This is a genomic window from Pseudomonas taiwanensis DSM 21245 (genome assembly GCF_000425785.1).
Classification (GTDB): Bacteria; Pseudomonadota; Gammaproteobacteria; order Pseudomonadales; family Pseudomonadaceae; genus Aquipseudomonas; species Aquipseudomonas taiwanensis.
This window is the reverse complement of record NZ_AUEC01000011.1, coordinates 1-21,839: the sequence shown is the minus strand read 5'-3', so window position 1 is coordinate 21,839 and position 21,839 is coordinate 1. Positions and strand designations below refer to the sequence as shown.

General features: G+C 62.1%; 19 protein-coding genes, 1 pseudogene and 1 riboswitch. Of the genes and pseudogenes, 9 read left to right on the top strand and 11 right to left on the bottom strand.

The genetic code is table 11. The features are described from left to right. The first annotated feature begins 25 nt into the window (after positions 1-25). Positions 26-1,219 carry an HlyD/EmrA/EmrK family protein gene (locus tag H620_RS0102920; RefSeq protein ID WP_023380832.1) on the top strand — a complete coding sequence of 398 codons (1,194 nt, stop codon included), beginning with the start codon at positions 26-28 and terminating at the stop codon, positions 1,217-1,219. Further along, positions 1,216-2,751: a DHA2 family efflux MFS transporter permease subunit gene (locus H620_RS0102915; protein WP_023380831.1), complete on the top strand. Its 1,536-nt coding sequence runs from the start codon at positions 1,216-1,218 to the stop codon at positions 2,749-2,751. The genes H620_RS0102920 and H620_RS0102915 overlap by 4 nt, the downstream gene beginning before the upstream one ends. 42 nt (positions 2,752-2,793) lie before the next feature. Here H620_RS0102915 and H620_RS0102910 read toward each other — a convergent pair whose 3' ends face one another. Beyond that, positions 2,794-3,984 (bottom strand): type II secretion system F family protein, encoded by a 1,191-nt coding sequence (locus H620_RS0102910; protein WP_023380830.1) that lies wholly within the window; start codon positions 3,982-3,984, stop codon positions 2,794-2,796. 11 nt (positions 3,985-3,995) lie between these two features. Then, positions 3,996-4,421: a type II secretion system major pseudopilin GspG gene (gene gspG / locus H620_RS0102905; RefSeq protein WP_023380829.1), complete on the bottom strand. Its 426-nt coding sequence runs from the start codon at positions 4,419-4,421 to the stop codon at positions 3,996-3,998. A gap of 185 nt (positions 4,422-4,606) precedes the next feature. Here gspG and H620_RS0102900 point away from each other — a divergent pair, with 185 nt between their 5' ends. The 4 genes from H620_RS0102900 to H620_RS0102885 all read left to right on the top strand — a co-directional run bounded on the left by H620_RS0102900 (position 4,607) and on the right by H620_RS0102885 (position 9,958). Then, positions 4,607-5,203: a lytic transglycosylase domain-containing protein gene (locus tag H620_RS0102900; RefSeq protein ID WP_023380828.1), complete on the top strand. Its 597-nt coding sequence runs from the start codon at positions 4,607-4,609 to the stop codon at positions 5,201-5,203. Between the two features lie 118 nt (positions 5,204-5,321). Next, complete coding sequence (locus H620_RS0102895) at positions 5,322-6,779, top strand: sensor histidine kinase (RefSeq protein ID WP_023380827.1); 1,458 nt, start codon at positions 5,322-5,324, stop codon at positions 6,777-6,779. Positions 6,780-7,071: 292 nt separating this feature from the next. Next, a complete protein-coding gene (locus H620_RS0102890) occupies positions 7,072-8,565 on the top strand; it encodes a sensor histidine kinase (RefSeq protein WP_027906683.1) in 1,494 nt (497 codons plus the stop codon). Then, complete coding sequence (locus H620_RS0102885) at positions 8,534-9,958, top strand: sigma-54-dependent transcriptional regulator (protein ID WP_023380825.1); 1,425 nt, start codon at positions 8,534-8,536, stop codon at positions 9,956-9,958. The genes H620_RS0102890 and H620_RS0102885 overlap by 32 nt, the downstream gene beginning before the upstream one ends. Positions 9,959-9,988: 30 nt before the next feature. Here H620_RS0102885 and H620_RS0102880 read toward each other — a convergent pair whose 3' ends face one another. Beyond that, positions 9,989-11,341 (bottom strand): GntP family permease, encoded by a 1,353-nt coding sequence (locus tag H620_RS0102880; RefSeq protein WP_023380824.1) that lies wholly within the window; start codon positions 11,339-11,341, stop codon positions 9,989-9,991. Positions 11,342-11,451: 110 nt separating this feature from the next. Continuing rightward, complete coding sequence (locus tag H620_RS0102875) at positions 11,452-11,991, bottom strand: gluconokinase (RefSeq protein ID WP_023380823.1); 540 nt, start codon at positions 11,989-11,991, stop codon at positions 11,452-11,454. A 207-nt stretch (positions 11,992-12,198) separates the two neighbouring features. On the opposite strand from H620_RS0102875, the gene gntR reads away from it, so the two are divergent. The 3 genes and pseudogenes from gntR (at position 12,199) to H620_RS27665 (ending at position 14,649) form a co-directional block, all read left to right on the top strand. After that, the gene (gene gntR, locus H620_RS0102870; RefSeq protein WP_023380822.1) at positions 12,199-13,218 is read left to right on the top strand and encodes an HTH-type transcriptional regulator GntR; all 1,020 of its coding nucleotides are present in this window, start codon (positions 12,199-12,201) and stop codon (positions 13,216-13,218) included. Positions 13,219-13,329: 111 nt separating this feature from the next. After that, positions 13,330-14,112 (top strand): annotated as a pseudogene (locus H620_RS27670) (PAS domain-containing protein); the annotation flags it as partial. Between the two features lie 42 nt (positions 14,113-14,154). Next, positions 14,155-14,649 carry a methyl-accepting chemotaxis protein gene (locus H620_RS27665; protein WP_374375096.1) on the top strand — a complete coding sequence of 165 codons (495 nt, stop codon included), beginning with the start codon at positions 14,155-14,157 and terminating at the stop codon, positions 14,647-14,649. On the opposite strand, the gene H620_RS0102860 is transcribed toward H620_RS27665, so the two are convergent. From H620_RS0102860 to H620_RS0102835, 7 genes are all read right to left on the bottom strand, one after another. Beyond that, positions 14,624-17,896 carry a transporter substrate-binding domain-containing protein gene (locus H620_RS0102860; RefSeq protein ID WP_027906682.1) on the bottom strand — a complete coding sequence of 1,091 codons (3,273 nt, stop codon included), beginning with the start codon at positions 17,894-17,896 and terminating at the stop codon, positions 14,624-14,626. The genes H620_RS27665 and H620_RS0102860 overlap by 26 nt on opposite strands. A 13-nt stretch (positions 17,897-17,909) precedes the next feature. After that, positions 17,910-18,524, bottom strand: a complete 615-nt coding sequence (locus H620_RS0102855) for a response regulator transcription factor (protein WP_023380819.1) — start codon at positions 18,522-18,524, stop codon at positions 17,910-17,912. Positions 18,525-18,740: 216 nt separating this feature from the next. Beyond that, positions 18,741-18,983, bottom strand: coding sequence for a DUF1272 domain-containing protein (locus H620_RS26195; RefSeq protein ID WP_023380818.1), 243 nt, complete (start codon positions 18,981-18,983; stop codon positions 18,741-18,743). A gap of 66 nt (positions 18,984-19,049) precedes the next feature. Beyond that, positions 19,050-19,802, bottom strand: coding sequence for a precorrin-4 C(11)-methyltransferase (gene cobM, locus H620_RS0102850; RefSeq protein WP_027906681.1), 753 nt, complete (start codon positions 19,800-19,802; stop codon positions 19,050-19,052). 32 nt (positions 19,803-19,834) lie between these two features. Beyond that, a complete protein-coding gene (locus H620_RS0102845; protein ID WP_023380816.1) occupies positions 19,835-20,245 on the bottom strand; it encodes a cobalamin biosynthesis protein in 411 nt (136 codons plus the stop codon). Beyond that, entirely contained in the window at positions 20,245-20,937 is a 693-nt protein-coding gene (locus tag H620_RS0102840) for a CbtA family protein (RefSeq protein WP_027906679.1), read from the bottom strand. Before H620_RS0102840 ends, H620_RS0102845 begins: the two co-directional genes overlap by 1 nt. A 10-nt stretch (positions 20,938-20,947) precedes the next feature. Continuing rightward, positions 20,948-21,133 carry a CbtB domain-containing protein gene (locus H620_RS0102835; RefSeq protein ID WP_027906678.1) on the bottom strand — a complete coding sequence of 62 codons (186 nt, stop codon included), beginning with the start codon at positions 21,131-21,133 and terminating at the stop codon, positions 20,948-20,950. 94 nt (positions 21,134-21,227) lie between these two features. Beyond that, positions 21,228-21,449: riboswitch (cobalamin riboswitch) on the bottom strand. Between the last annotated feature and the right edge of the window lie 390 nt (positions 21,450-21,839).

Sequence of the window (21,839 nt, the reverse complement as noted above, 5' to 3'; positions counted from 1 at the left end):
GTCAAGCATTCTCCAAGGTACTGTCATGGCTACTCCCGCAGACGCCTCTCATCCCTCCGCCACCCCCGAACCTTCGCGCAAGCGCAAGGTCTGGCTGCTCGGCCTGCTTCTGCTGCTGGTCCTCGGTGGCCTCGGCGCCTGGGCTTGGTACAGCCTGGTCGGGCGTTGGCACGAAAGCACCGACGACGCCTACGTCAACGGCAACGTGGTGGAAATCACCCCACTGGTGACCGGCACGGTGACCAGCATTGGTGCTGACGATGGTGACCTGGTCCACGCGGGCCAGGTGCTGTTGCAGTTCGACCCGGCCGACAGCGAGGTTGCGCTGCAGTCCGCCGAAGCCAAGCTGGCCCGCACCGTGCGCCAGGTCCGAGGCCTGTACAGCAATGTCGATGCCCTCAAGGCCCAGTTGCAGACCCGCCAGGCCGAGCTGCAGAAGGCCCAGGACAACTACAACCGACGCAAGGTGCTTGCCGACAGCGGGGCCATCGCGGCTGAGGAAATCTCCCACGCTCGTGACGACCTGAGCGTGGCCCAGAGCGCCCTGAACAGCGCCCGCCAGCAGCTCAACACCAGCGCGGCGCTTATCGACGACACTGTGGTGTCTTCGCACCCTGAGGTGATGGCTGCCGCCGCCGATCTGCGCCAGGCCTATCTCGACCATGCCCGTACCACCTTGGTGGCCCCAGTGACCGGTTATGTCGCCAAGCGCACCGTGCAGTTGGGACAGCGCCTGCAACCGGGCACTGCGACCATGGCAGTCATTCCCTTGGACGAGGTCTGGATCGACGCCAACTTCAAAGAAACCCAACTGCGCGAGATGCGCATCGGCCAACCTGTGCAGATCACTGCAGACCTTTACGGCAGCCAGGTCACCTTCAGCGGTACGGTCGACAGCCTTGGCGCCGGCACCGGCAGTGCCTTTGCCCTGTTGCCTGCGCAGAACGCCACCGGCAACTGGATCAAGATCGTGCAGCGTGTCCCGGTGCGTATCCAACTGAACCCCGAGCAGCTCAAGGACCACCCGCTGCGTATCGGCCTGTCCACGGTGGTCGAGGTGGACTTGCACGACCAGAGTGGCCCGGCGCTGGCCCAGCAGCCACCGCAGCAGGCCAGTTACACCACGCAGGTTTACGATCGCCAGTTGGTCGAGGCTGACAAGCTGATCGCCCGGTTGATTCACGAAAACAGCGCGACTGGCAAGACGGCCCAGCGATGAGCAACCAAGCCCCTGCGCAGTTCACGCCGCCGAGCCTGCTGCTGACCACCATCGGCCTGTCGCTGGCTACCTTCATGCAGGTGCTCGACACCACCATCGCCAACGTGGCCTTGCCGACCATCTCCGGTAACCTGGGTGTCAGCTATGAGCAGGGCACCTGGGTGATCACCTCGTTCGCGGTGAGCAACGCCATTGCGTTGCCGCTGACCGGCTGGCTGAGCCGCCGCTTCGGTGAGGTGAAACTGTTCATCTGGGCCACCTTGCTGTTCGTGCTGGCCTCTTTTCTTTGCGGTATTGCGCAGTCGATGCCCGAGTTGGTGGGCTTTCGGGTATTGCAGGGTGTGGTGGCCGGGCCCCTGTACCCGATGACCCAGACACTGCTGATCGCGGTGTATCCGCCGGCCAAGCGGGGCATGGCGCTGGCGTTGCTGGCAATGGTCACGGTGGTGGCGCCGATCGCCGGGCCGATTCTGGGCGGCTGGATCACCGACAGCTACAGCTGGCCGTGGATCTTCTTCATCAACGTGCCCATCGGTTTGTTCGCCGCAGCCGTGGTGCGTCAGCAGATGCGCACCCGCCCGGTGGTCACCAGTCGCCAGCCGATGGACTACATCGGCTTGCTGACGCTGATCGTTGGCGTCGGTGCCCTGCAGGTAGTGCTGGACAAAGGTAACGACCTGGACTGGTTCGAGTCGTCGTTCATCATCGTCGGCAGCCTGATTTCGCTGGTGTTCCTGGCGATTTTCGTGATCTGGGAGCTCACGGATCGACACCCTGTGGTCAACCTGCGGCTGTTCGCTCACCGCAACTTTCGTATCGGCACGCTGGTGCTGGTCGGGGGCTACGCCGCATTCTTCGGCATCAACCTGATTCTGCCGCAGTGGTTGCAGACCCAGATGGGCTATACCGCCACGTGGGCAGGCCTGGCGGTGGCGCCGATCGGCCTGCTGCCGGTGGTGCTGTCGCCGTTCGTGGGCAAGTATGCGCACCGCTTCGACCTCCGGGTACTGGCCGGGCTGGCGTTCCTGGCCATCGGCACCAGTTGTTACCTGCGCGCAGGCTTCACCAGCGACGTTGATTTCCAGCACGTAGCCTTGGTGCAACTGTTCATGGGCATCGGTGTGGCGCTGTTCTTCATGCCAACCCTGAGCATCCTGTTGTCGGACCTGCCGCCGCAGCAGATCGCCGATGGTTCTGGCCTGGCGACCTTCCTACGCACCTTGGGTGGCAGCTTTGCCGCCTCGTTGACGACCTGGATCTGGATTCGCCGCGCCGACCAGCACCACGCCTATCTCAGCGAGCACATCAGCGCCTACGACCCGACGACGCGGCACACCCTGGAGCAATTGGGCGGCGCCACCCCACAGCATTACGCGCAACTGGAACAGATGCTCAACGGACAGGCGTACATGATGTCGACGGTGGACTACTTCACCTTGATGACCTGGGTGTTCGCCGGCCTGATCCTGCTGGTATGGCTGGCCAAGCCACCCTTCACCGCCAAGGCCGGACCGGCGTCGGCAGGGCACTGAGTCGCGCCACAGGCGGGCGGAGCCGTCTCGTCCGCCTGATGGTCAGTGGATGCTCGATGCCAGCTCGAAGATCGGCATGTACATGAGGATCACGATCAGGCCGATCAACAGCCCGATGAAGGTCATCAACAACGGTTCGAACAGACGAACGAACCACTCCACCCAACGTCCGATTTCCTGGTCGTGGAAGTCCGCGCAGCGCTCCAGCATTTCGCCAAGGTTGCCTGACTGCTCACCCGCCCGAAGCAGCCGCAACGAAACGGGCGTCACCAGTTGGCCCGCTTCCAGCGCATCGGACAGTGGCAACCCTTCACCCACCCGTTTGCTGGCTTGCTCCAGCCCCTGGGCCGCGGCACTGCCCAGCAGGCCGCGGGCCATACCCATGGCGGTGAGGATGGGAATACCGCCCTGCAACAATATGCCCAGCGAGCGATAGAACCGAGCCAGCTCGTACATCATCAGGCGCTGATGCAGGGCCGGAGCACGTCGCAGTTGGCGGGATGCCCAACGCCGCAGCGCCGGATGCCGGCGCAGTACGACCAGTGCGCTTATGCTCACCAAGGCCGACAGGCCCAACGGCAGTTGCTGGGCGTGCAGGAACAGACCGATCTGCATCAGTACCCGTGACAACCAGGGCAGTTCGGTGCCCATGCCTTCGAACACAAGGCTAAAGCGGGGGACCACGTAGCCCAGCAGAAACAGCACCACACCCCCACCCACCAGCAGTAACAGCAAGGGGTAGATCGAGGCACCCACTAGCTTCTGCCGAACCAGGTCCAGGCGCTGGCGATAGCTGATGTAGCGGGTCAGCGCATCTCCCAGGGCGCCGGTGCGCTCGCTGGACTGCACCAGCGCCACATACAGGTTTGGGAAGACCCGCGGTTGTTGTCCCAGGGCCTGGGACAGCGAGCGGCCCTCGTAGAGCTGGCTTACCAACGCCGCCAGCACCTTGCGGGTCGCGGCGGCAGGAGCCTTTTCCGCCAGGCTTTCCAGGGCGTCGATCAGGGGGAGGCCGGCATTGAGCAAGGTTGAAAGCTCCTGGCTGAACAGCACCAGGTCGAACGTTGCCTCGCGGCGCCAGGTCAGGCCGCCGAGCCAGTGCCCTTGGCCACGCACACTGACCACCTTCAGGCCTTGCTCTTCGGCCTTGCGCCGCGCCTGCTCGATATCCTCTGCGTCGATCTGCAACTGCACCAGGCCCCGGCTACCCAAGGCTTTGAGGCTGTAGCGCATGGCCGTTCTCCTTACTGCCAACTGGTGATTTCGGCATTCTCCCCATCGCCGCCGGGCTGGCCGTCCTTGCCCATCGAGAGCAGGTCGTACTCGCCGCCGTTCTCACCCGGTTGGCGGTAAATATAAGGCCGGCCCCAGGGGTCCTGTGGCACCGCTTTCTGCAGGTAAGGCCCGGACCAGCGTGCCTCGCCGCTGGGGGCTGCCACCAGCGCCTGCAATCCTTGCTCACTGTTGGGGTAATGCCCCACTTCCAGGCGATAGAGGTCCAGCGCCTTGCTCAGCCCCTCGATCTGTGCCCGCGCCACCTTGGCCTCGGAGCGGCCGAGCTGGCTGAAGTATTTGGGCGCGACGATCCCGGCCAACAGGCCAAGCACCACCAACACCACCAGAAGCTCAAGCAGGGTGAAACCACGTTGGGTATTGATTCTGCGCTGCATGGTGAAGCCCTCCGCTGCATGTGGACATGCTTTTTCAAGCCTTATGCAACTGCCGTGCACGTCTGCCTCGGGGCCTTGCGGCATGCGGGATGGCAAGCGGCACGGTGCTTGCGTCGTAGCTCGAAAGCTCAGGTTTTCTGGGGCATATCCCCCAAAACGGGGGCAGCGAACGGGAGGTGACCGAGATGCGAGTTATCATTCTGGGATTGATCTGGCTGGTGGCAGGTGCGGCCCAGGCCGACGTGTACATCAGCATTGATGCCAAAGGCGGCTATGTCCTGACCAACGTCCATCGGCCAGGCAGCCACTACCAGCGGGTGATCAGTGAAACGGTCGCCCAGGCCGGTCCTGCCGATGCGCAGAGGGTGACCGGAAGGCCATACGCCGATGTTGTCGCGGCGGCGGCGCGAACCCATGATGTACCCCAGGCGTTGCTGCATGCCTTGATCAAGGCCGAGTCCGGCTATAACCCCAAGGCCCGTTCGGCGGCCGGGGCAGTCGGGCTGATGCAATTGATGCCGGACACCGCCCGGGAGATGGGCGTGGAGAACGCGCTGGATCCTGAAGACAACGTGCAGGGCGGGGCACGCTACCTCAAGCGAATGCTGAAGCTGTTCGATAACGATATCACCCTGGCCGTGGCTGCCTACAACGCTGGACCCGATGCGGTGCTGCGACGTGGACGGGCGGTTCCGCCGTTCGCCGAAACCCGCCGATATGTCCCCAACGTATTGCGTGAATACCGTAAATTGCAGGGGTTGGCCGAAGATTCCCCTTTGTAGTACCGCACTGCTGCACGCGGCTCTAGAACGTATAAACCGCAGCGTTCCGACCAATCGGCGTCATGATTCCCCAACTCTGGGCTATAACCTTCAAAGGTGACCCGCCTTGGAGTCCGGCATGGACAGCGCCCCGCATTTGAACAGCCTCGACGTGCCCACAGCTGGCGAGGCCGCTCCACAGCGCAAGCCATTCAATTTGTTGAGTTGGTATGCCTGGGTCAGCCTGGCGATCATTCTGTCCATCGGCGTTGGGCTGGGCCTGATTTCAAGCCGCTTCATCATCGATGAAAGCGTCGAGCGCGACGCATTGCTCACGGCCCAGTTCATCACCGCCATTGCCGATGCCGAAGTGCGCCATGTGTCCATCCCCAATGTGCGCACCATGGGCGAGTTGATCGACCCTCGCACCGACCAGCAAGCCTTGCCTGACGTGGACCCGGACGCGCGGCGCAGGGCTCGGGGTGAGTTTCTCGACCATATCGCCCACCTGCCGGACATGCTGCTTGCCAACATCTATGCACCTGACCGCACGGTGATCTGGTCCAGCAACCCTGCGCTGGTGGGCAAGCTGATCGAAGGCGACGAAGACCTGGACCGCGCCTTCGAGTACAAGATGCGGGTGTCGGCGAGCTATCACGACTTCGAGCAGGCGCGGGCCGAGCAAAAGTTCGTGACCCCGCCTGAGCAGTTGTTCATCGAGAACTACATTCCGCTGTTCGATGCCGGGGGCGAGCAGGTCACGGCGATGGTGGAGATCTACAAGGAGCCCCACGACCTGATCGTGCGCATCGAGCACGGCCTGTTGCTGATCTGGCTGGCGATCGCCGTCGGTGCAGGCCTGGTCTACATCGGCCTGTACGGCATCATGCGGCGTGCCTCGCGGGTGATGGCGGTACAGCAGAAGCGGCTGATCAACAGCGAGACCTACGTCGCCCTGGGCGAGGTGTCCTCGGCGGTGGCCCACAGCTTGCGCAACCCGCTGGCCAGCATTCGCTCCAGTGCAGAGCTGGCCCAGGCATTCGACGACGGCCCCGCACAGAAAAACATCAACGACATCATCAGCCAGGTCGACCGCATGTCGCAGTGGATCCGCCAGTTGTTGCAATCGTTGCGGCCGCTGAACGACGACGCGGTGCCGGTGGACCTGTCCCAGGCGCTGCAGGAAAGCCTGCAGACATTCGCGGCGGCGCTCGCGCGGTCAGGGGTCAGCCTGGAAGTGCGACCATTACCCGCCGTTCAGGTGCTGGGTCAGCCAGCGTTGCTTGCGCAGATATTCAACAGCCTGATCGCCAATGCCCTGGAGTCGATGGAGCAGGGTGGGCAACTCAAGGTCGAGGTGGTACGCCACGATCGCACCAACCTGACTTTGCGTCTTTCCGATACCGGCAAGGGCATGAGCGAGCAGCAGCAGCGACTGGCGTTTCGACCCTTTTTCACCACCAAGCAAGGTGGCTTGGGGGTGGGCCTCATGTTGGTAAAGCGCATCATGGAGCGTTTTGGAGGCTCGGTAAGGTTGAGCAGCCGCGCGGGCCATGGCACCCGGGTCTCGTTGAGCTTCCGATTGGCGAGAACGTGATGTCCTGAATTACATGTTGACCTTAAGTATCTGATTTAAAACGTTTTCTACGAATTGGGTGGAAAACACCCGATGTCGGGGAATTATTCTCGAATCTGCATAATAAAAGTGCCATAAGTCATTGAATTGTAAATATAAAATATAATCTAAATAGCCTGGCCAACTTTTTGCAGCGTCATGATCACGACAAATGGCGGCTGTTGCCGCTCTGGCGAAGTGCTATCAATTTGCTACGTACGGTAGCAACCCCTTGAGGCCTTCCTGAATGGACTTGCTGAGCGGGAACCAAGCGATGCAGATGCTGGAAAACGAAGTTCCGGGCACGACGCGTGGCCTTACCAGTGGCCCAGCTGTGCCGTTGCGCGAATTCAATCTGCTGCGCTGGTTTTCGATCATCAGCCTGCTGATCATCGCCGCGGTGGCGGGGGGCTTGGGGTATTTGTCGACTCGGTTCGTGGTGCGCGACAGCGTCGAGCGCGATGCCATGCTGACCGCCCAATTCATCCAGTCCATGGCCCAGGCTGAGGTACGCCATTCGCAGTTGCCCCCAGGTGTCACGATGGGCGAATTGCTTGACCCACGACGGGATGAGCAGCATCTGCAATTCGCCCCGGCGCTGGCCGAGTCTACCCGCGTCGAGTTCCTCGATCATGTCGAGCACCTCCCGGACACCTTGCTGGCCAACGTCTATGCTCGCGACAGGACCATCCTGTGGTCCACCAACCGAGAATTGATCGGCGTGCGCATCGAGGCCGATGGCGACCTCGATCGTGCGTTCCGCTCACGAAAGGCTGTGTCGGCCAGCTATCACAAGGCCCACGAAGACCGTGAAGAACAGAAGTTTCTGCGTGAGCCCGAGTACCTGTTCATCGAGAACTACATCCCCTTGTTCGACAGCCAGGGGGAGCAGGTGCTTTCTATGGTTGAGATCTACAAGGAACCCAAGGACCTGATCCGTCGCATACAGCGCGGCTACGTACTGATCTGGGCGTCGACCTTGGTCGGCGGCGCGCTGATTTACTTCGGCCTGTTCTGGATCGTACGTCGGGCAGCGTCCATGCTTCGTCAGCAGCAGGACCGCCTGGTGGCCAGTGAAACCTATGTGGCGCTTGGCGAGATGTCCTCGGCGGTGGCCCACAGTTTGCGCAACCCGCTGGCCAACATCCGTTCCAGTGCGGAGTTGGCGCAGGAAATCGCCAATCCCGTGGCGCAGAAGAACATCGTCGACATCATCGGTCAGGTTGACCGTATGTCCCGTTGGGTGCGCGATCTACTGGTATCGCTACGCCCGGCCAGCGACGAAGCCGAGGCGGTGGATCTGGTCGCTGCCATCGAGGACACCCGGCTGGCATTCACGCAGCAGATCGAGCGCAACGGTGTGCAGTTCAGCTTCGAGGGGCCATCGGTGCAGTGGGTCGCCAGCCAGCCGCTGCAGCTTACCCAAATTCTCAACAGTTTGTTCGCCAACGCCTTGGAAGCGATGCCTAACGGCGGCGAGCTGCGCGCCGAGGTAAGTGTGCAGGACGGGCAGCGCGCTCAGCTGCTGCTCAGCGACACCGGCAAGGGCATGACCCGGCAGCAGGAGCGGATGGTGTTCAAGCCTTTCTTCACCACCAAGCAAGGCGGGCTGGGTGTTGGCCTGGCCTTGGTCAAACGCATCATGGAACGTTTTGGCGGCTCGGTCAGCTTGAGCAGTCGTGAAGAGGAAGGAACCCGCGTCAGCCTTACTTTCAATATCGCAGCGGGAGGAGACCATGGAGCACAGCATCCTGGTAGTCGAGGATGATGAAGTCCTCGCCGATAACATTCGCACGTACCTGGGCATCAAAGGCTTCGAGGTGACGGTGTGCCACAGTGCCGAACTGGCACTGGAGCAGATCAAGCGCGTCCAGCCCGATGCGGTGCTCACCGACAATTCGCTACCCGGCATGAACGGTCATGACCTGTTACGCACCCTCGTCGGACAGGCGCCCGACCTCAAGGTGATCATGATGACCGGCTACGGCAATGTCGAAGACGCCGTGCTGGCGATGAAGGAGGGGGCCTTCCATTACCTGACCAAGCCGGTGGTGCTGGCAGAACTCAAGTTGACTTTGGACAAGGCGCTGGCAGCGGACCGCATGGAGCGCACACTGTCGTTCTATCAGGAGCGGGAAGCGCAGAAGTCCGGCCTGCAGGCATTGATCGGCGAGTCGCCGGCGATGCTCACGCTCAAGCACACCCTGCATCAGGTGCTCGATGCCGAGCGCCGCATGGCCAGTGACGATCTGCCGCCGGTGCTGATCGAAGGGGAGACCGGCACTGGTAAGGAGTTGGTGGCCCGTGCCCTGCATTTCGACGGCTCACGCAGCAAGGGGCCGTTCATCGAGTTCAACTGCGCCTCGATTCCGGCCAACCTGCTGGAGGCCGAGTTGTTCGGTCACGAGAAAGGTGCCTTTACCGATGCCAAGGAGCGCCGCGTAGGCCTGGTCGAGGCAGCGGACGGCGGCACGCTGTTTCTGGATGAAATCGGTGAAATGGACCTGGTCCTGCAAGCCAAGCTGCTCAAGCTGTTGGAAGATCGCAGCATTCGGCGAATCGGCGCGGTCAAGGAGCGCAAGGTCGACCTGCGGGTGATCAGTGCCACCAACTGCAACCTGGAGCAAATGGTTCAACAGGGCAAATTCCGTCGCGACCTGTTCTTCCGCTTGCGCATCATTGCCTTGAAGGTGCCACGTCTGTATGCCCGCGGGCAGGACATCCTGCTGCTTGCCCGGCACTTCCTGGCCCATCACGGGCGTCGTTATGGCAAGCCCAACCTGCGTTTCTCGGCCGAGGCCGAGTCGCTGATGCTGGGTTACAGCTGGCCTGGAAATGTGCGTGAACTGCGTAACATGCTGGAACAGACGGTCTTGCTGGCACCTAATGAAGTGGTGCAGGCACACCAGCTGAACCTGTGCATGACCTTGATCGACGAGCCTTTGGCTCATCCTGCGCCTGCGTCGTTCGAGGCACCACGCTTCGAGCCTGACCCGGGTACCAGTCTGCCGGACATGGAGCGGGATCTGGTATGCCGTACGCTGGATCGCACCGACTGGAATGTCACCAAGTCGGCGCGGATGCTCGGTCTGTCACGCGACATGCTGCGCTACCGGATCGAGAAGCTTGGGTTGACCCGGCCTGACAAGCGACAGTGGTGAAGTGGGGGGCGTTGGCCGCCCCCTTGAGGGTCACACCACCAACGACAGCAACATGATGAAGATGATGCCGACTATCGACAGGATGGTCTCCATCATGCTCCAGGTCTTGAAAGTTTCGGCCACGGTCATGTTGAAGTACTGCTTCACCAGCCAGAAACCGGCGTCGTTGACATGCGAGAGGATCAGCGAGCCGGCACCGGTGGCCAATACCAGCAGTTCACGGTTCACGCCCGGCACCAGGTCGATCACCGGGGCCACGATGCCTGCGCCAGTGATGGTGGCCACCGTCGCCGAACCGGTGGCGATACGAATCACTGCGGCGACCAGCCAGGCCAGCAGGATCGGCGAAATCTCAGCCTGTACGGCCATTTGCCCGATCACGTTACCCACACCAGTATCGACCAGCATCTGTTTGAAACCACCGCCGGCGCCGACGATCAGCACGATGGCCGCTGTTGGCGCCAGGCTCTGGTCGAGCATCTTCATGATCTGTTGGCGATTGAATCCCCGGGCCGAGCCGAAGGTGTAGAAGGCCAACAGCAAGGCGGCGAGCAAGGCGGTAATCGGGTGGCCGATCAGGTCCATCCATTGGCGCACGATGTGCTCGGCTGGCAGGACCACGTCGGCGAAGGTCTTGAGCAGCATCAGCACCACTGGCAACAGTACGGTGACCAGGGTGATGGTGAAGCTTGGCAGGTTGCCTTGGTCGGACTCCTTGGCGATCTGGTCCATCAGTTCTTGCGAGGGGTTGCCCGGAATGTAGCGGGCGATGAAGTTACCGAACAGTGGTCCGGCGATCACGGCGGTCGGCAAGGCAATCAGCAGGCCATAGAAGATGGTCTTGCCGATGTCTGCGTGGAAGATGCCGATGGCCAGCAGTGGTCCCGGGTGCGGCGGCACCAGGCCATGGACCACGGAAAGACCGGCCAGCAGCGGGATGCCGATCTTGATCAGCGACACGCCTGAGCGGCGGGCCACGATGAACACCAGCGGAATCAGCAGCACGAAGCCGATCTCGAAGAACAGCGGGATGCCCACCAGGAACGCGGCGAACATCATCGCCCAATGCACGTTCTTCTTGCCGAAGGCGCGAATTAGCGTTTGTGCGATCTGGTCCGCGCCACCTGAGTCGGCCATCAGCTTGCCTAGCATGGTGCCCAGCGCCAGCACGATGCCGACGAAGCCAAGCACGCCGCCAAATCCGTCTTGGAACGACTTCATGACCTTGGCGACCGGCATGCCGGAGGTCAGGCCGAGGAAGCCGGCGGCGAGTGTGAGGGCGACGAAGGGGTGGACCTTGAAATGGGTGATCAGCAGGATCAGCCCGACAATGGTGACAAGGGCGTCGAGCAGCAGGTAGGTATCAGTTGCCAGTCCGAACATGGTTCTTATGCCTCGGTCTTATCGTTGTTTTTGGCGTAGCTTTTTGATTTTTTAAGCTTTGTTAGCGTAAAGACAGCGCTATCTCAGGTGAGCCAGGAAAACCGCCGGGATCAGGCGGTCCGCGCCAGGCTCCGCTCACCGCAAGGCTTTAGCCATACGTCGACCTGCTCTGCGAGCGTGTCGAGCGGACGAGTCGCGTCCAGCGCGAGGGTCAGCGTCTCGCCATGGGGTGGTTCGAGCGCGGCGAACTGGCTGTCGATCAGGCTGGCAGGCATGAAGTGGCCGGGGCGTGCCAGCACCCGCTTTTCCGCTTCGGCCGGACTCAGTTCGAGGAATACGAAACACAGGTTCGGCACCGCAGCGCGCAAGGTTTCGCGATAGCGAAGCTTGAGGGCGGAGCAGGTCAGGATCGGGCGTTCGCCGGACTGGAGCGTCGACTGTAGCTCCTGGCCAAGGCGAACCAGCCAGCCGGCGCGGTCGTCGTCGTTCAGAGGGATGCCGGCGCTCATCTTGCTGATGTTTTCGGCAGGGTGGAAAGCGTCGCCTTCGATCAGGCGGCCTCCGCTCCTGGCGGCAATGGCGGCGCCTACGCTGCTTTTACCGCAGCCGGCGACACCCATCACCACAATGGCGGACAGGGAAGAGTTCATCAGTACCTCCTGCGGAGTGAGACAGCGCTGTCTCGTCTTCGACGACACGCCACCTCCCCGGTGTTATTGGTCTTGTCCTTACGCAGTATGGACGCTTGGCAGGCTATCAGTGCCGGGCACTACCAAAGATTACATTGCCTGCGTCCTGAGACAGCGCTACCTTATGGCCGTTCCCCCTCCTTGGCAAGTAGTAAAATTACAACATTCATGTCTCGCACAGGCTCTCGCACTACCGGTCGTCCCACGCTGGCAGAAGTCGCCCGGCTTTCCGGGGTTTCCCCCATTACCGCTTCCCGTGCCTTGCGCGGCGTCAGCACCGTTGCGCCAGAACTGGTCGAAAAAGTCATGGCTGCCGCCGCGAGCCTGGGTTACGTCGCCAACCCGGCCGCCCGCGCCTTGGCATCGGCGCGTAGCCAATCGGTGGTGGTTCTGATTCCTTCGCTGTCCAACCAACTGTTCATCGACACCCTCGAAGCTATCCACGAGGTGATGCGTCCACGCGGTCTGGAAGTGCTGATCGGCAACTATCACTACGATATCGCCGAGGAAGAGAACCTGATTCGCAATTATCTGGCTTATCAGCCGTGTGGCATGTTGCTGACCGGGTTCGACCGTAGCGACGCATCGCGCCAGATGCTGGCGGCCAGTGGCGTGCCATGTGTCCACATGATGGAGCTCGGCGGGGAAGCGGGGCAGTTATCGGTGGGGTTCTCCCAGCAGCAGGCTGGCCGTGCTGCCGCCCGTCACCTGATCGAGCGCGGCCGCCGCCGGTTGGCGTTCATTGCCGCGCAGCTCGACCCGCGGGTGATGCAGCGTGCCGAGGGCTTCCGCCAGGCCTTGGTGGAGTCCGGATTGCAGGCCTCGGAGCTGGAGATTCTCGCCCCGCAACCGTCGTCCATCGCCTTGGGTAGCGAACTGTTCAGCCAGTTGTTGGAGCAGGCACCGGACGTCGACGGCATATTCTTCTGCAACGACGACTTGGCCCAGGGTGCAGTGCTGCAGGCCATGCGTCAGGGCGTCGAGGTGCCAGGTCGAGTGGCCATGGTGGGGTTCAACGACTTGCCAGCCTCGGCGCACATGGTGCCGCGCTTAACCTCGATCCGTACACCACGAGCGGCCGTCGGGCGCGGCGCGGCCCAGGCATTGCTGGCATTGCTCGATGGCAAGCGGGTCACGACCGAGCAGCAGGACCTGGGGTTTGAATTGATGGTGCGCGAGAGTTCCTGAGCGAGTGCGTAATCAGGCTTGGCGCCTAATTACAAAGTGATATCAACGTGCTTGCACGCCTCCAATGCCGATCTATGCTCTGAAAATTCCGCCCAGAAGGAGCCCGGCACCATGTTCGATTTCCATCGCAAGTCCGACTTGATCGAGATCCAGCGCTGCCATCAGGCCTTGGCCGGCGTGGAGGCGAAACTGGCGGCGATCAGCCGGTCCATGGCGATCATCGAGTTCGAACCCGATGGCACCATTCTCGATGCCAATGAACAGTTCTGTCGGGCCATGGGATACAGCGCAGAAGAACTGCGGGGCAAGCATCATCGGCTGTTTTGCGACCCGGGTTACGCCCAGAGTGCCGAGTACCAGCAGTTGTGGCGTGAACTGGGCCAGGGTAAAGCCATCAGCGGCACCTTCGAACGCATCAACAAGGCCGGCGAAGAGGTGTGGCTGGAGGCGAGCTACATGCCTGTGCTCGATGACCAGCAGCAGGTCACCAGCGTGCTCAAGGTCGCCGCTGATATCAGCCAGCGCGTAAAGGACGAGCATGAAAGCGAAAGCCTGATCACGGCCCTTGGCCGCTCCATGGCAGTGATCGAGTTCACGCCCCAGGGGCGGGTAATCAAGGCCAACCCGAATTTTCTCAACACCATGGGCTATCGGCTCGAGGAAGTGGTGGGCCGGCATCATGGCTTGTTCTGCCTGCCCCATGAGCGTGAGTCGGCCGAATACCGTGAGTTCTGGGCCTCACTGAACCGTGGCGAATACCATTCCCATCGCTTCGAGCGGGTCAATAAACAAGGCCAGACCGTTTACCTGGAAGCCTCCTACAACCCGATCTTCGACAGCAAGGGGCGACTGTACAAAGTGGTGAAGTTCGCCAGCGACATCACTGCCCAGATCAGCACCCAGCAAAGCGCCGCCGAAGCGGCCCATGCCAGCTCGGTGCAGACCGATGCGTGCGCCCGCAAGGGCACGGAGGTGGTCCAGCAGACGGTCGAGGTAATCGAGCAGATTTCCCAGGACTTGAACGATGCCGCCCGTAACATCGATGCGGTCAGCCGCCAATCCGACGTGATAGGGCAGATCGTGCTGACCATCCGCGGCATTGCCGACCAGACCAATCTGCTGGCATTGAATGCTGCCATCGAGGCTGCGCGTGCAGGAGATCAGGGGCGTGGTTTTGCCGTGGTGGCCGATGAGGTGCGCAGCCTGGCGGCCCGGACCAGCAAGGCGACCCTAGAGATCGTCGATGTGGTGCGGCAGAACCACGACCTGTCACTGACAGCGGTGGCGAGCATGCAATCGAGTTTGTCTCGCACCGGTCAGGGGGTGGCGCTGGCCAACGAGGCCGGTACGGTGATCATGGAGATCCAGCAGGGGTCGCGGCATGTGGTCGACGCCATCAGCCAGATCAGTTCGACGTTGCAATTGCACTGAGGGTATCGGCCAGTTCGCGTTGCAGGCTCTGCAGGCTCGCTTCCAGGCGGCGCTGCAACGCGGCGGTAGGCAGGTCCTGGGCCAGGGCCTGCTCGATGGCCTCGCAGTCGCCGACCACGCCACGCACCCTGACCATCTTGGCGCCACCCTTGATACGGTGTGCCACGGTGCGTAATGCGTCGGCGGGGGGAGTGGGGCCCAGTGCCTGGAGAGTTGCCAGGTCTTCGCGGGCACTCTGCGCCAATTGTTCGAGCAAGCTGCGCGTCAGTTGCTCGTTGTCCTGAGTCAGATGACGGAGTTCCTTGAGGTCAAAGCCGCTTGACGGAGTGCTTGACGGCTCCGGCTGGGCAGGCAGCCGGGGCAGGTGCGCCTTGAGGGTCTGTAGGCCAATCGGTTTGAACAGGCAGTCATCCATGCCACTGGCCAGGCAACGGGCACGCTCCTCGGCCTGGGCGTTGGCGGTGACGCCAATGATGCGGCAGGCGGGTCGCTGCCGTTGGCGCTCAAGCTCGCGAATGCGCCGGGTAAGGGCGTGGCCATCGAGCACCGGCATGCTGCAGTCGGTAATCAGCAGATCGAACGTCGCCTCTTGCCAAAGGGCGAGCGCCACTGCGCCATTCTCGGCGAGGGTTACGCGGTGGCCCAGGCTGGTTAGCTGCTTGTCCAGTAGCAACAGGTTGGCCGGGTAGTCGTCGACCACAAGGATGTGCAGTGGGCTGCCGTCGCTTTCCCGGGCCGGGGTATCGGGCGCAGCGACAGCGGGCTGCTGGCAGGCGGGTAGCCTGAGCAGCACTTCCACCTTCGTGCCAACCCCTTCGACGCTCTGCAGGCTGAGAGTACCTCCCATCAGCTCCGCCAGGGTACGGCTGATGACCAGACCCAGGCCTGCACCTTGGCGAGCCCGTGGTCCATTGGCCTGGGCAAAGCTGGTGAACAGTCGGGCCTGGTCGGCCACACCGATACCAATGCCGGTGTCGCGTACGCACAGTTCGACTTCACGTTTGCCTTCCTCCAGCACCGAGCTCACAGTCAGGCTCGCGATGACTTCGCCGCGGTCGGTGAACTTGATGGCGTTGCTCAGCAGGTTGGAGAGGATCTGCTTGAGCCTGAGAGGGTCGGCCAGCACCCAGACCGGCTCGGGAGGCAAGGCGCTTTGCAGGTGCAGGCCTTTGATCCGGGCATTGCCCTCGAATACACGTGCGGTGGCGCGTACCAACTCGACCAGGTCGATAGGCACCGGTTGAAGCGTCATGTGGCCAGACTCGATGCGCGAGATGTCGAGGATGTCGCCAATCAGCTCGAGCAGGCCCACCGCCGAATCGTGGGCTGTCTGCAAAGTCTGGCGATCGGAGTGCGCGCAGCGGCTGTCTTCCAGGGCCAGCTCCAGCAAGCCGATCACGGCGTTCATCGGCGTGCGGATTTCATGGCTCATGGTTGCCAGGAAGGTGCTTTTGGTCTGGCTGGCCTGTTCGGCATCCTCCTTGGCCTGACGCAGTTGCTCGAGTAGGCCGCGGCTCAGCGCTAGTTGGTCCTGCAGGGCCCTTTGGGCCTCGGTACGCTGCTGAATAAGCTTGCGCAGGTAACTGTTCCAGAACACCACGCCAGCCAGCAGTAACGTGGACAGCACCAGCACTTGCAAGGCCAGGGTGCGATAGTCACGCCATGGACTATCGCTGACCACGGTGCTGGTGCGCCAGCGATTGATCAATTGGTCCAGCTCTTCCGGCGGGATGCTCAGCAGCACCTTGTCGAGGATGCCCTGCAGTACTGGCTGGCCGGGTGCCACGGCGAATGCGGCGACGGCGGGTTCGTCGCCAAGGACGGCGGCAATATGCAGTTTGTCCTTGAAGACGTGGTTGATGTAGTACGTCGCATTGATATGGTTGCTGTAGGCAACATCGGCTTCATCGTTGGCCACGGCCTCCATCAGCCCAAGCGGGTTGTCGACTTCGACGATACTGGCGTGCGGGTACTGGCGTTTCACGTCCGCCAGCTGCGGTGCGCCCCGCAACAAAGCAATTCGCTGGCCATCCAGGGCGGTGGCCTGGGTTGGCGAAGCCAAGGCGCTGCGGGTCACCAGTACCCTGGGGCTGACCAGGTAGGGGCGGGTAAAGCGCAGTTGTCGAGCACGTGCCACGCCGTAGCCTAGCGCGCCGATCATGTCCGCCTGGCCTTGGGCCAGTTGGTCCACCATGGCCTGCACCGAATGCTGCTCGATCAACTTGAACTGCAAGCCGGTGCGCAGGGTGATCTGTTTCAGCAGTTCCAACGTGATGCCACTCAAGCGTTGTTGGGTGTTGTTGAACGTCAGTGGTGCCAGTGCCGGGTTGATCAATACGCTGACGGTAGGGTGCCGGGCGATCCATTCTTCTTCCTCGGCGGTCAGTGCGGCCAGGTGACGCTCCATCAGCAAGCTGGTGTTGCCGCTGGTCCAGCGCCGCAGGATGTTCAGGCGCTCACTCTCGCTGATTCTGTCCAGGGCCTGGTCCACCAGGCGCTTCAGGCGTGGATTGTCATTGGCCAGGGCGAAGGAGAAGGTGCCTCCCGGTGCCAGGCAGAAGTGGTCGATCTTGACCGTGCCTTGGTAGCTCTTGCCGATCAGGAAGTCGGTGCTGATCGCATCACCCAGGTAGGCATCCACCTCGCCCAGTTCGACGGCGGCAAGGCCGGCCTGGGTAGAGCGGTAGAGGCTCAACTGGGCCTTTGGATAAAGCGCGCGTACAGCCTCGCCTGGCAGGTAGTGATCGACCATGGCCAGGCGCAGCCCATCCAGTTCCAGGTTGCTTTTCAGGGAGCGGCCTTCGCGAGTGGCGATGACCGGCAGGTCGTCGGTATAAGGCTGGCTGAGGACCAGGTGGGCATCGTCAGCCTCGAATGCGTTGGAGCTGCCCAACAGGTCGATGCGACCGTCGCGCAGTGCGGCAATCGCTTCGTGGCGATTGGCGAAGCGCATTACCTTGATGGGCACCCCCAGTTGTTCGGCGATCACTCCGGCGTAGTCTGCGCTCAGGCCTTCGTAGTCCGACAGGCTGGTGTTGATCTCGAACGGCGGATAGTCGGGGCGGGAACTGCCCAGGATCAGTGCCTCGCGCCGCTGGAGCCATTGGCGGTCCTGGGCATCCAGCGTCAACGGCGAGGCAGCGCTCAACGCGCGTGCAAGCAGGTCTCGCGGTTCACCATCGGCCAGTGCGCAAAGAGGCAAGGCCAGGAACAGGGCGAGCAGCATGGTCGACAGTGGGCGCTTCATGGCAGCGGATTGCTCAGTTGACGTTGTTGCGCTTGGCCAGATCGACCATCTCTACCAGCGATTCGGTCTTGAGCTTTTCCATGATGCGCCCGCGATAGGTGCTGATGGTCTTGGCGCTGAGGTTCATGCAGGTACCGATATTCTTGTTGTTTTCGCCCCGCGACAGGCGCCGAAGCACCTCCATCTCACGGTTGGAGAGGCTGCTCAGGCGCACGGTTTCGCTTTCCAGAGAATTGCTGTTCACGGACATCTGCGGGAAGGTCGAGTAGCCTTTGACGAGGGCCTTCAAGGCAAAGATCAGCGCCTCGTGGTCTTCATCCTTGGTGACGAAGGCGCCGATACCGGCATCCAGGCAGCGGCGTACATAGAGGTCGGTGGCCTGGCCGGTAAGCACCATTATCTTCGGTGCGGGTTCCATGTTCTGCAGGCGCTTGATCACCTCCATGCCATCCAGGCCGGGCAAGCCGATGTCCAGCACCACCACGTCCGGGCGCAGCTCCCGTGCCTTCTGCGCGACTTCACTGCCATCGCCCACTTCGCCGACGACGTGAAAACGTTCGCGCTCAAGTAGCAAGCGCAATGAAAGACGCACGATGGGGTGATCGTCGACGATCAGCACGGTTGTCATGTAGCTAACTCCTGTCGGAAGGTGGTCCGTTTCCTGAAACTGTCAGGAATACGTCTGCATCGGCTTTTTCAGCAGCGCTGCAAGATACTTCCATTCAGGATGATTGGTAACGGCGAGTATAGAACTGTTGAATAAGCAGCCGATACCTGTTGAAAAATCCTACAAAATGCTTGAGATAGGCATCGCCAAGCGAACCCTGGCGATGCCCAAGACAGATCAGGCGCAAGCGGCGTGTGGTTTTAGCACCCGTTCTATGGAGGCGGGGTTGTCGCGAAGCGCCTGGCCTACGCGGCTGGGGCGAGCCACCAATTGCCCAGAGCAGTTCGGGCAGCGGCCTTTCAAACGGGTATCGGCGCACGCACGGCAGAACGTGCACTCGAAGGAACAGATGAACGCATCCGGGCTGTCACCCGGCAGATCGGCATTGCAGCATTCGCAATTCGGGCGTAGCTCCAGCATGGACGTGACTCCGGTTCGAGAGAGGTACAGCGGAGTCTGCTACGGGCCTCAGGCGCTTGGCAATGGTCAATCGCCAGGGCGATACAGGTGGGCGTGACCTGCCCGATACAGGGCGGACTCGGCAAAGGGGGCATCCCCAAGTACATGGCCGACGAGAATCAGCGAGGTGCGGCGAAAGCCCTTGGCCGCCACGCGTTCGACGATATTCCCAAGGTTTCCACGCACCCAGTCCTGATCGGGCCAGGTGGCGCGATGGATCACGGCGATCGGGCAATCAGGGCCATAGTGGGGCATCAGCTCGTCCACGATACGCGGCAGGTGCTTCACCCCTAGATGAATGGCCAGGGTGCTGCCATGGCGGGCCAAGTCGCCCAATTGCTCGCCAGCCGGCATGGGGGAGCTGTCCCCGTAGCGTGTGAGAATCACGGTTTGCGCCACATCGGGCAGTGTCAGCTCGCAGCCGAGCAGGGCGGCGCTGGCGGCAGCGGCGGTAACGCCAGGTACGATCTGATAGTCGATGCCAAGTTCGCGCAGGTGGCGGATCTGTTCACCGATGGCGCCATAGAGACTTGGATCGCCGCTGTGGACACGAGCTACATCCAGCCCCTTTTCATGGGCATCGCGCATCGCCTCGATGATTTGCTCCAAGTGAAGCTGGGCACTGTTGATGACGGTGTGTGCCTGATGGCCTTCGAGGACGGCTGGCGGAACCAGCGAACCTGCGTAGATGATCACGGGGCACTGACGGATCAGGCGCTGGCCCTTGACCGTGATCAGATCCGGGTCGCCGGGGCCGGCACCAATGAAGTAGACCGTCATGGAGAGTCCTTGCAGATAAATGAATGAAGCGATTATCGGCCACAAGCAAGGGCGAGGGTAGCCGGGCCGAGCACAAGACGGGGCACGACAAGCCTGGCCGAACCGTGATGGTGGGTGGCAAGCGCCAATGCGGCACTCTCCGCCACGCCCCAGCAGCCGCTGTGGGCGAACACCGTTGGTGAACGGTGGCTCAATAGCGGTTCGAATGGCTGTAGTTGTACCGAGTCGAATACGGTTAGCGGAAGGCCCAGTCGCGCGCAGAGTTGCCGCAACCCTGGTTCATCGGCCTTGGTTGGAATGCTGGCAATGCCGCCAAGTGCCGTCAGTGGCAGGCCATGCGCATCCAGTGCCTGGCGTAGCAGGGTGTCGAGCGTGGCCGCCGGGCAGCCTTGGCGGCAACCGAAGCCTGCATAGAGCAGGGACGAGGACACCCCGCAGGCCATCAAGCCTGGCTGGAGCGACGGTACAGCCAAGCGCTGATCAGGCCCAGCGCTACCCAGAAGGCCGCGTTGGTCAGCCAGGAGGCGAACACGAATTGGGTTTCCAGCGCTTCGGGGGCCAGGCTTTGATGCACTTCAGGCTGCGGCGCGCCGATCACGTGTGGCAGCACCAGCAGGGCGGCGCCCACGACCTTGAGCAAACCGTGGCGAGCGAAAACCAGCAGTGCCAGGCCCAGTGCGGTCGCTGCAGCGGTGCCGATCCACCAGGTTTGGCGTTGCCCCAGTTCAGCGGCGGCGGTGCCGGGCAGTTCCGGTGGCAAGCCAAGGGTGGGCGCCAGGCAGAACACCGCGAAACCGGCCAGGCCCCACAGTGCGCCGGTGGCTACGCGGCTGGGTTCGCGCAGGCTGTACAGTGCAGCCAGGATCAGCGCGAAACCAACGGCCACGACGAGATTGCCGCCAGTGGTGGACAGCACGCGTTGCCAGCCATCTTCCGGCGACCAGGCGTGTTCACTGTGTTCGTGGGTGTGAGCGGCTTGGCCCTCATGGCTGTGCGGCTCGACAGCGGGGGTGGCGGACTCGTAGGTTTCCGCTTCGAGGATCAGGGGTGTAACCCAGAAACTCTGCAGCAAAGTCAGCAGGAGGGCGGCAAGCAGGCCGCTGAAGCCTGCCGTACGGGCGATGCGGTTGATCATGGGGGCAGGCTCAGTGGCAGGGGAAGGCGGCGCTGTGGCGAGTATCATGGGCGGCGTTGTGCACTGCCTCGATGTGCGAAAACCCTGCGAAGTAGACCAGGCACAGGCCCAGCAGGCTGGCACCAACGGCGATGACGACACGCTGGCTCAGGGTAACGGGGGTGGCGACGTTGTGTTTGGCGCTGGTGACGGGCATGACGCGTTCCTCTGCTTTTTGTGGGCAATGGGCAGGCGCGGCAACCCCGAGCGCGAAGTGCCCAGGGGAATGCGACAGCGCCCGCCCACCGCGGGGTGTTCATGAACGCCAGGCCGGTCTCCGGGCTCACGAGGAGGAGCAGGGCTCCTTGTAAAGGGTCACCTTCCCATGCCAGGGGTGCTGGCACAGTGGTCTAGACGCTTCGCTCGCTTACCGTTGCGGGGGCAGCACCGGCTTTGTCCACCCCTGTCGGGGGTTGTGACGCACCGGTTTCCCGTTTCACCCCTGATGGGGCACCTGAACGCAAGGCGTAAGGAGAGCACGGGGCGGGATGCACGTCAAATGCAGTTACATTTCAACAGCGATTTTGCGTTGTTGTCGCTTTGTTGTTGCTCCTCTATGCGGGTTGGTTCAGGCGCAGCCAAATGCGAGGGCAGGGGGCCGAGCCTAGGTTTTCCCGGGAGCAAGCCCGTAGCGAGGGGACCCCGGAGCGCAGCGTAGGGGCCGGAGTAGGTCGCCGTAAAGGCGAAAGGGTTAATGTGCGCCTCCATGGTGAATGAATATTCACGCTATCTGAATGCCGTCCTTAAATCTGGGCTTTGAAGTTTGAAGTTTGAAGTTTTGGTTTCTGGATGCGTGAGCTTATCCATTTGCCAAGGTGACGCTCAATCACCTTTCCGCTCTTACAGCGGGTCACTTTTTGGCA

Bases quoted from the DNA above. Each gene is read 5' to 3' on its own strand.
- H620_RS0102895 (WP_023380827.1), top strand. From the start codon at position 5,322: ATGGACAGCGCCCCGCATTTGAACAGCCTCGACGTGCCCACAGCTGGC.
- H620_RS0102915 (WP_023380831.1), top strand. From the start codon at position 1,216: ATGAGCAACCAAGCCCCTGCGCAGTTCACGCCGCCGAGCCTGCTGCTG.
- H620_RS0102920 (WP_023380832.1), top strand. From the start codon at position 26: ATGGCTACTCCCGCAGACGCCTCTCATCCCTCCGCCACCCCCGAACCT.
- H620_RS0102875 (WP_023380823.1), bottom strand. From the start codon at position 11,991: ATGAACTCTTCCCTGTCCGCCATTGTGGTGATGGGTGTCGCCGGCTGC.
- H620_RS0102845 (WP_023380816.1), bottom strand. From the start codon at position 20,245: ATGGCCTGCGGGGTGTCCTCGTCCCTGCTCTATGCAGGCTTCGGTTGC.
- H620_RS0102910 (WP_023380830.1), bottom strand. From the start codon at position 3,984: ATGCGCTACAGCCTCAAAGCCTTGGGTAGCCGGGGCCTGGTGCAGTTG.
- gntR (WP_023380822.1), top strand. From the start codon at position 12,199: ATGTCTCGCACAGGCTCTCGCACTACCGGTCGTCCCACGCTGGCAGAA.
- H620_RS26195 (WP_023380818.1), bottom strand. From the start codon at position 18,983: ATGCTGGAGCTACGCCCGAATTGCGAATGCTGCAATGCCGATCTGCCG.
- H620_RS0102835 (WP_027906678.1), bottom strand. From the start codon at position 21,133: ATGCCCGTCACCAGCGCCAAACACAACGTCGCCACCCCCGTTACCCTG.
- H620_RS0102840 (WP_027906679.1), bottom strand. From the start codon at position 20,937: ATGATCAACCGCATCGCCCGTACGGCAGGCTTCAGCGGCCTGCTTGCC.
- H620_RS0102885 (WP_023380825.1), top strand. From the start codon at position 8,534: ATGGAGCACAGCATCCTGGTAGTCGAGGATGATGAAGTCCTCGCCGAT.
- H620_RS0102855 (WP_023380819.1), bottom strand. From the start codon at position 18,524: ATGACAACCGTGCTGATCGTCGACGATCACCCCATCGTGCGTCTTTCA.
- H620_RS0102860 (WP_027906682.1), bottom strand. From the start codon at position 17,896: ATGAAGCGCCCACTGTCGACCATGCTGCTCGCCCTGTTCCTGGCCTTG.
- H620_RS0102900 (WP_023380828.1), top strand. From the start codon at position 4,607: ATGCGAGTTATCATTCTGGGATTGATCTGGCTGGTGGCAGGTGCGGCC.
- H620_RS0102880 (WP_023380824.1), bottom strand. From the start codon at position 11,341: ATGTTCGGACTGGCAACTGATACCTACCTGCTGCTCGACGCCCTTGTC.
- cobM (WP_027906681.1), bottom strand. From the start codon at position 19,802: ATGACGGTCTACTTCATTGGTGCCGGCCCCGGCGACCCGGATCTGATC.
- gspG (WP_023380829.1), bottom strand. From the start codon at position 4,421: ATGCAGCGCAGAATCAATACCCAACGTGGTTTCACCCTGCTTGAGCTT.
- H620_RS0102890 (WP_027906683.1), top strand. From the start codon at position 7,072: ATGCAGATGCTGGAAAACGAAGTTCCGGGCACGACGCGTGGCCTTACC.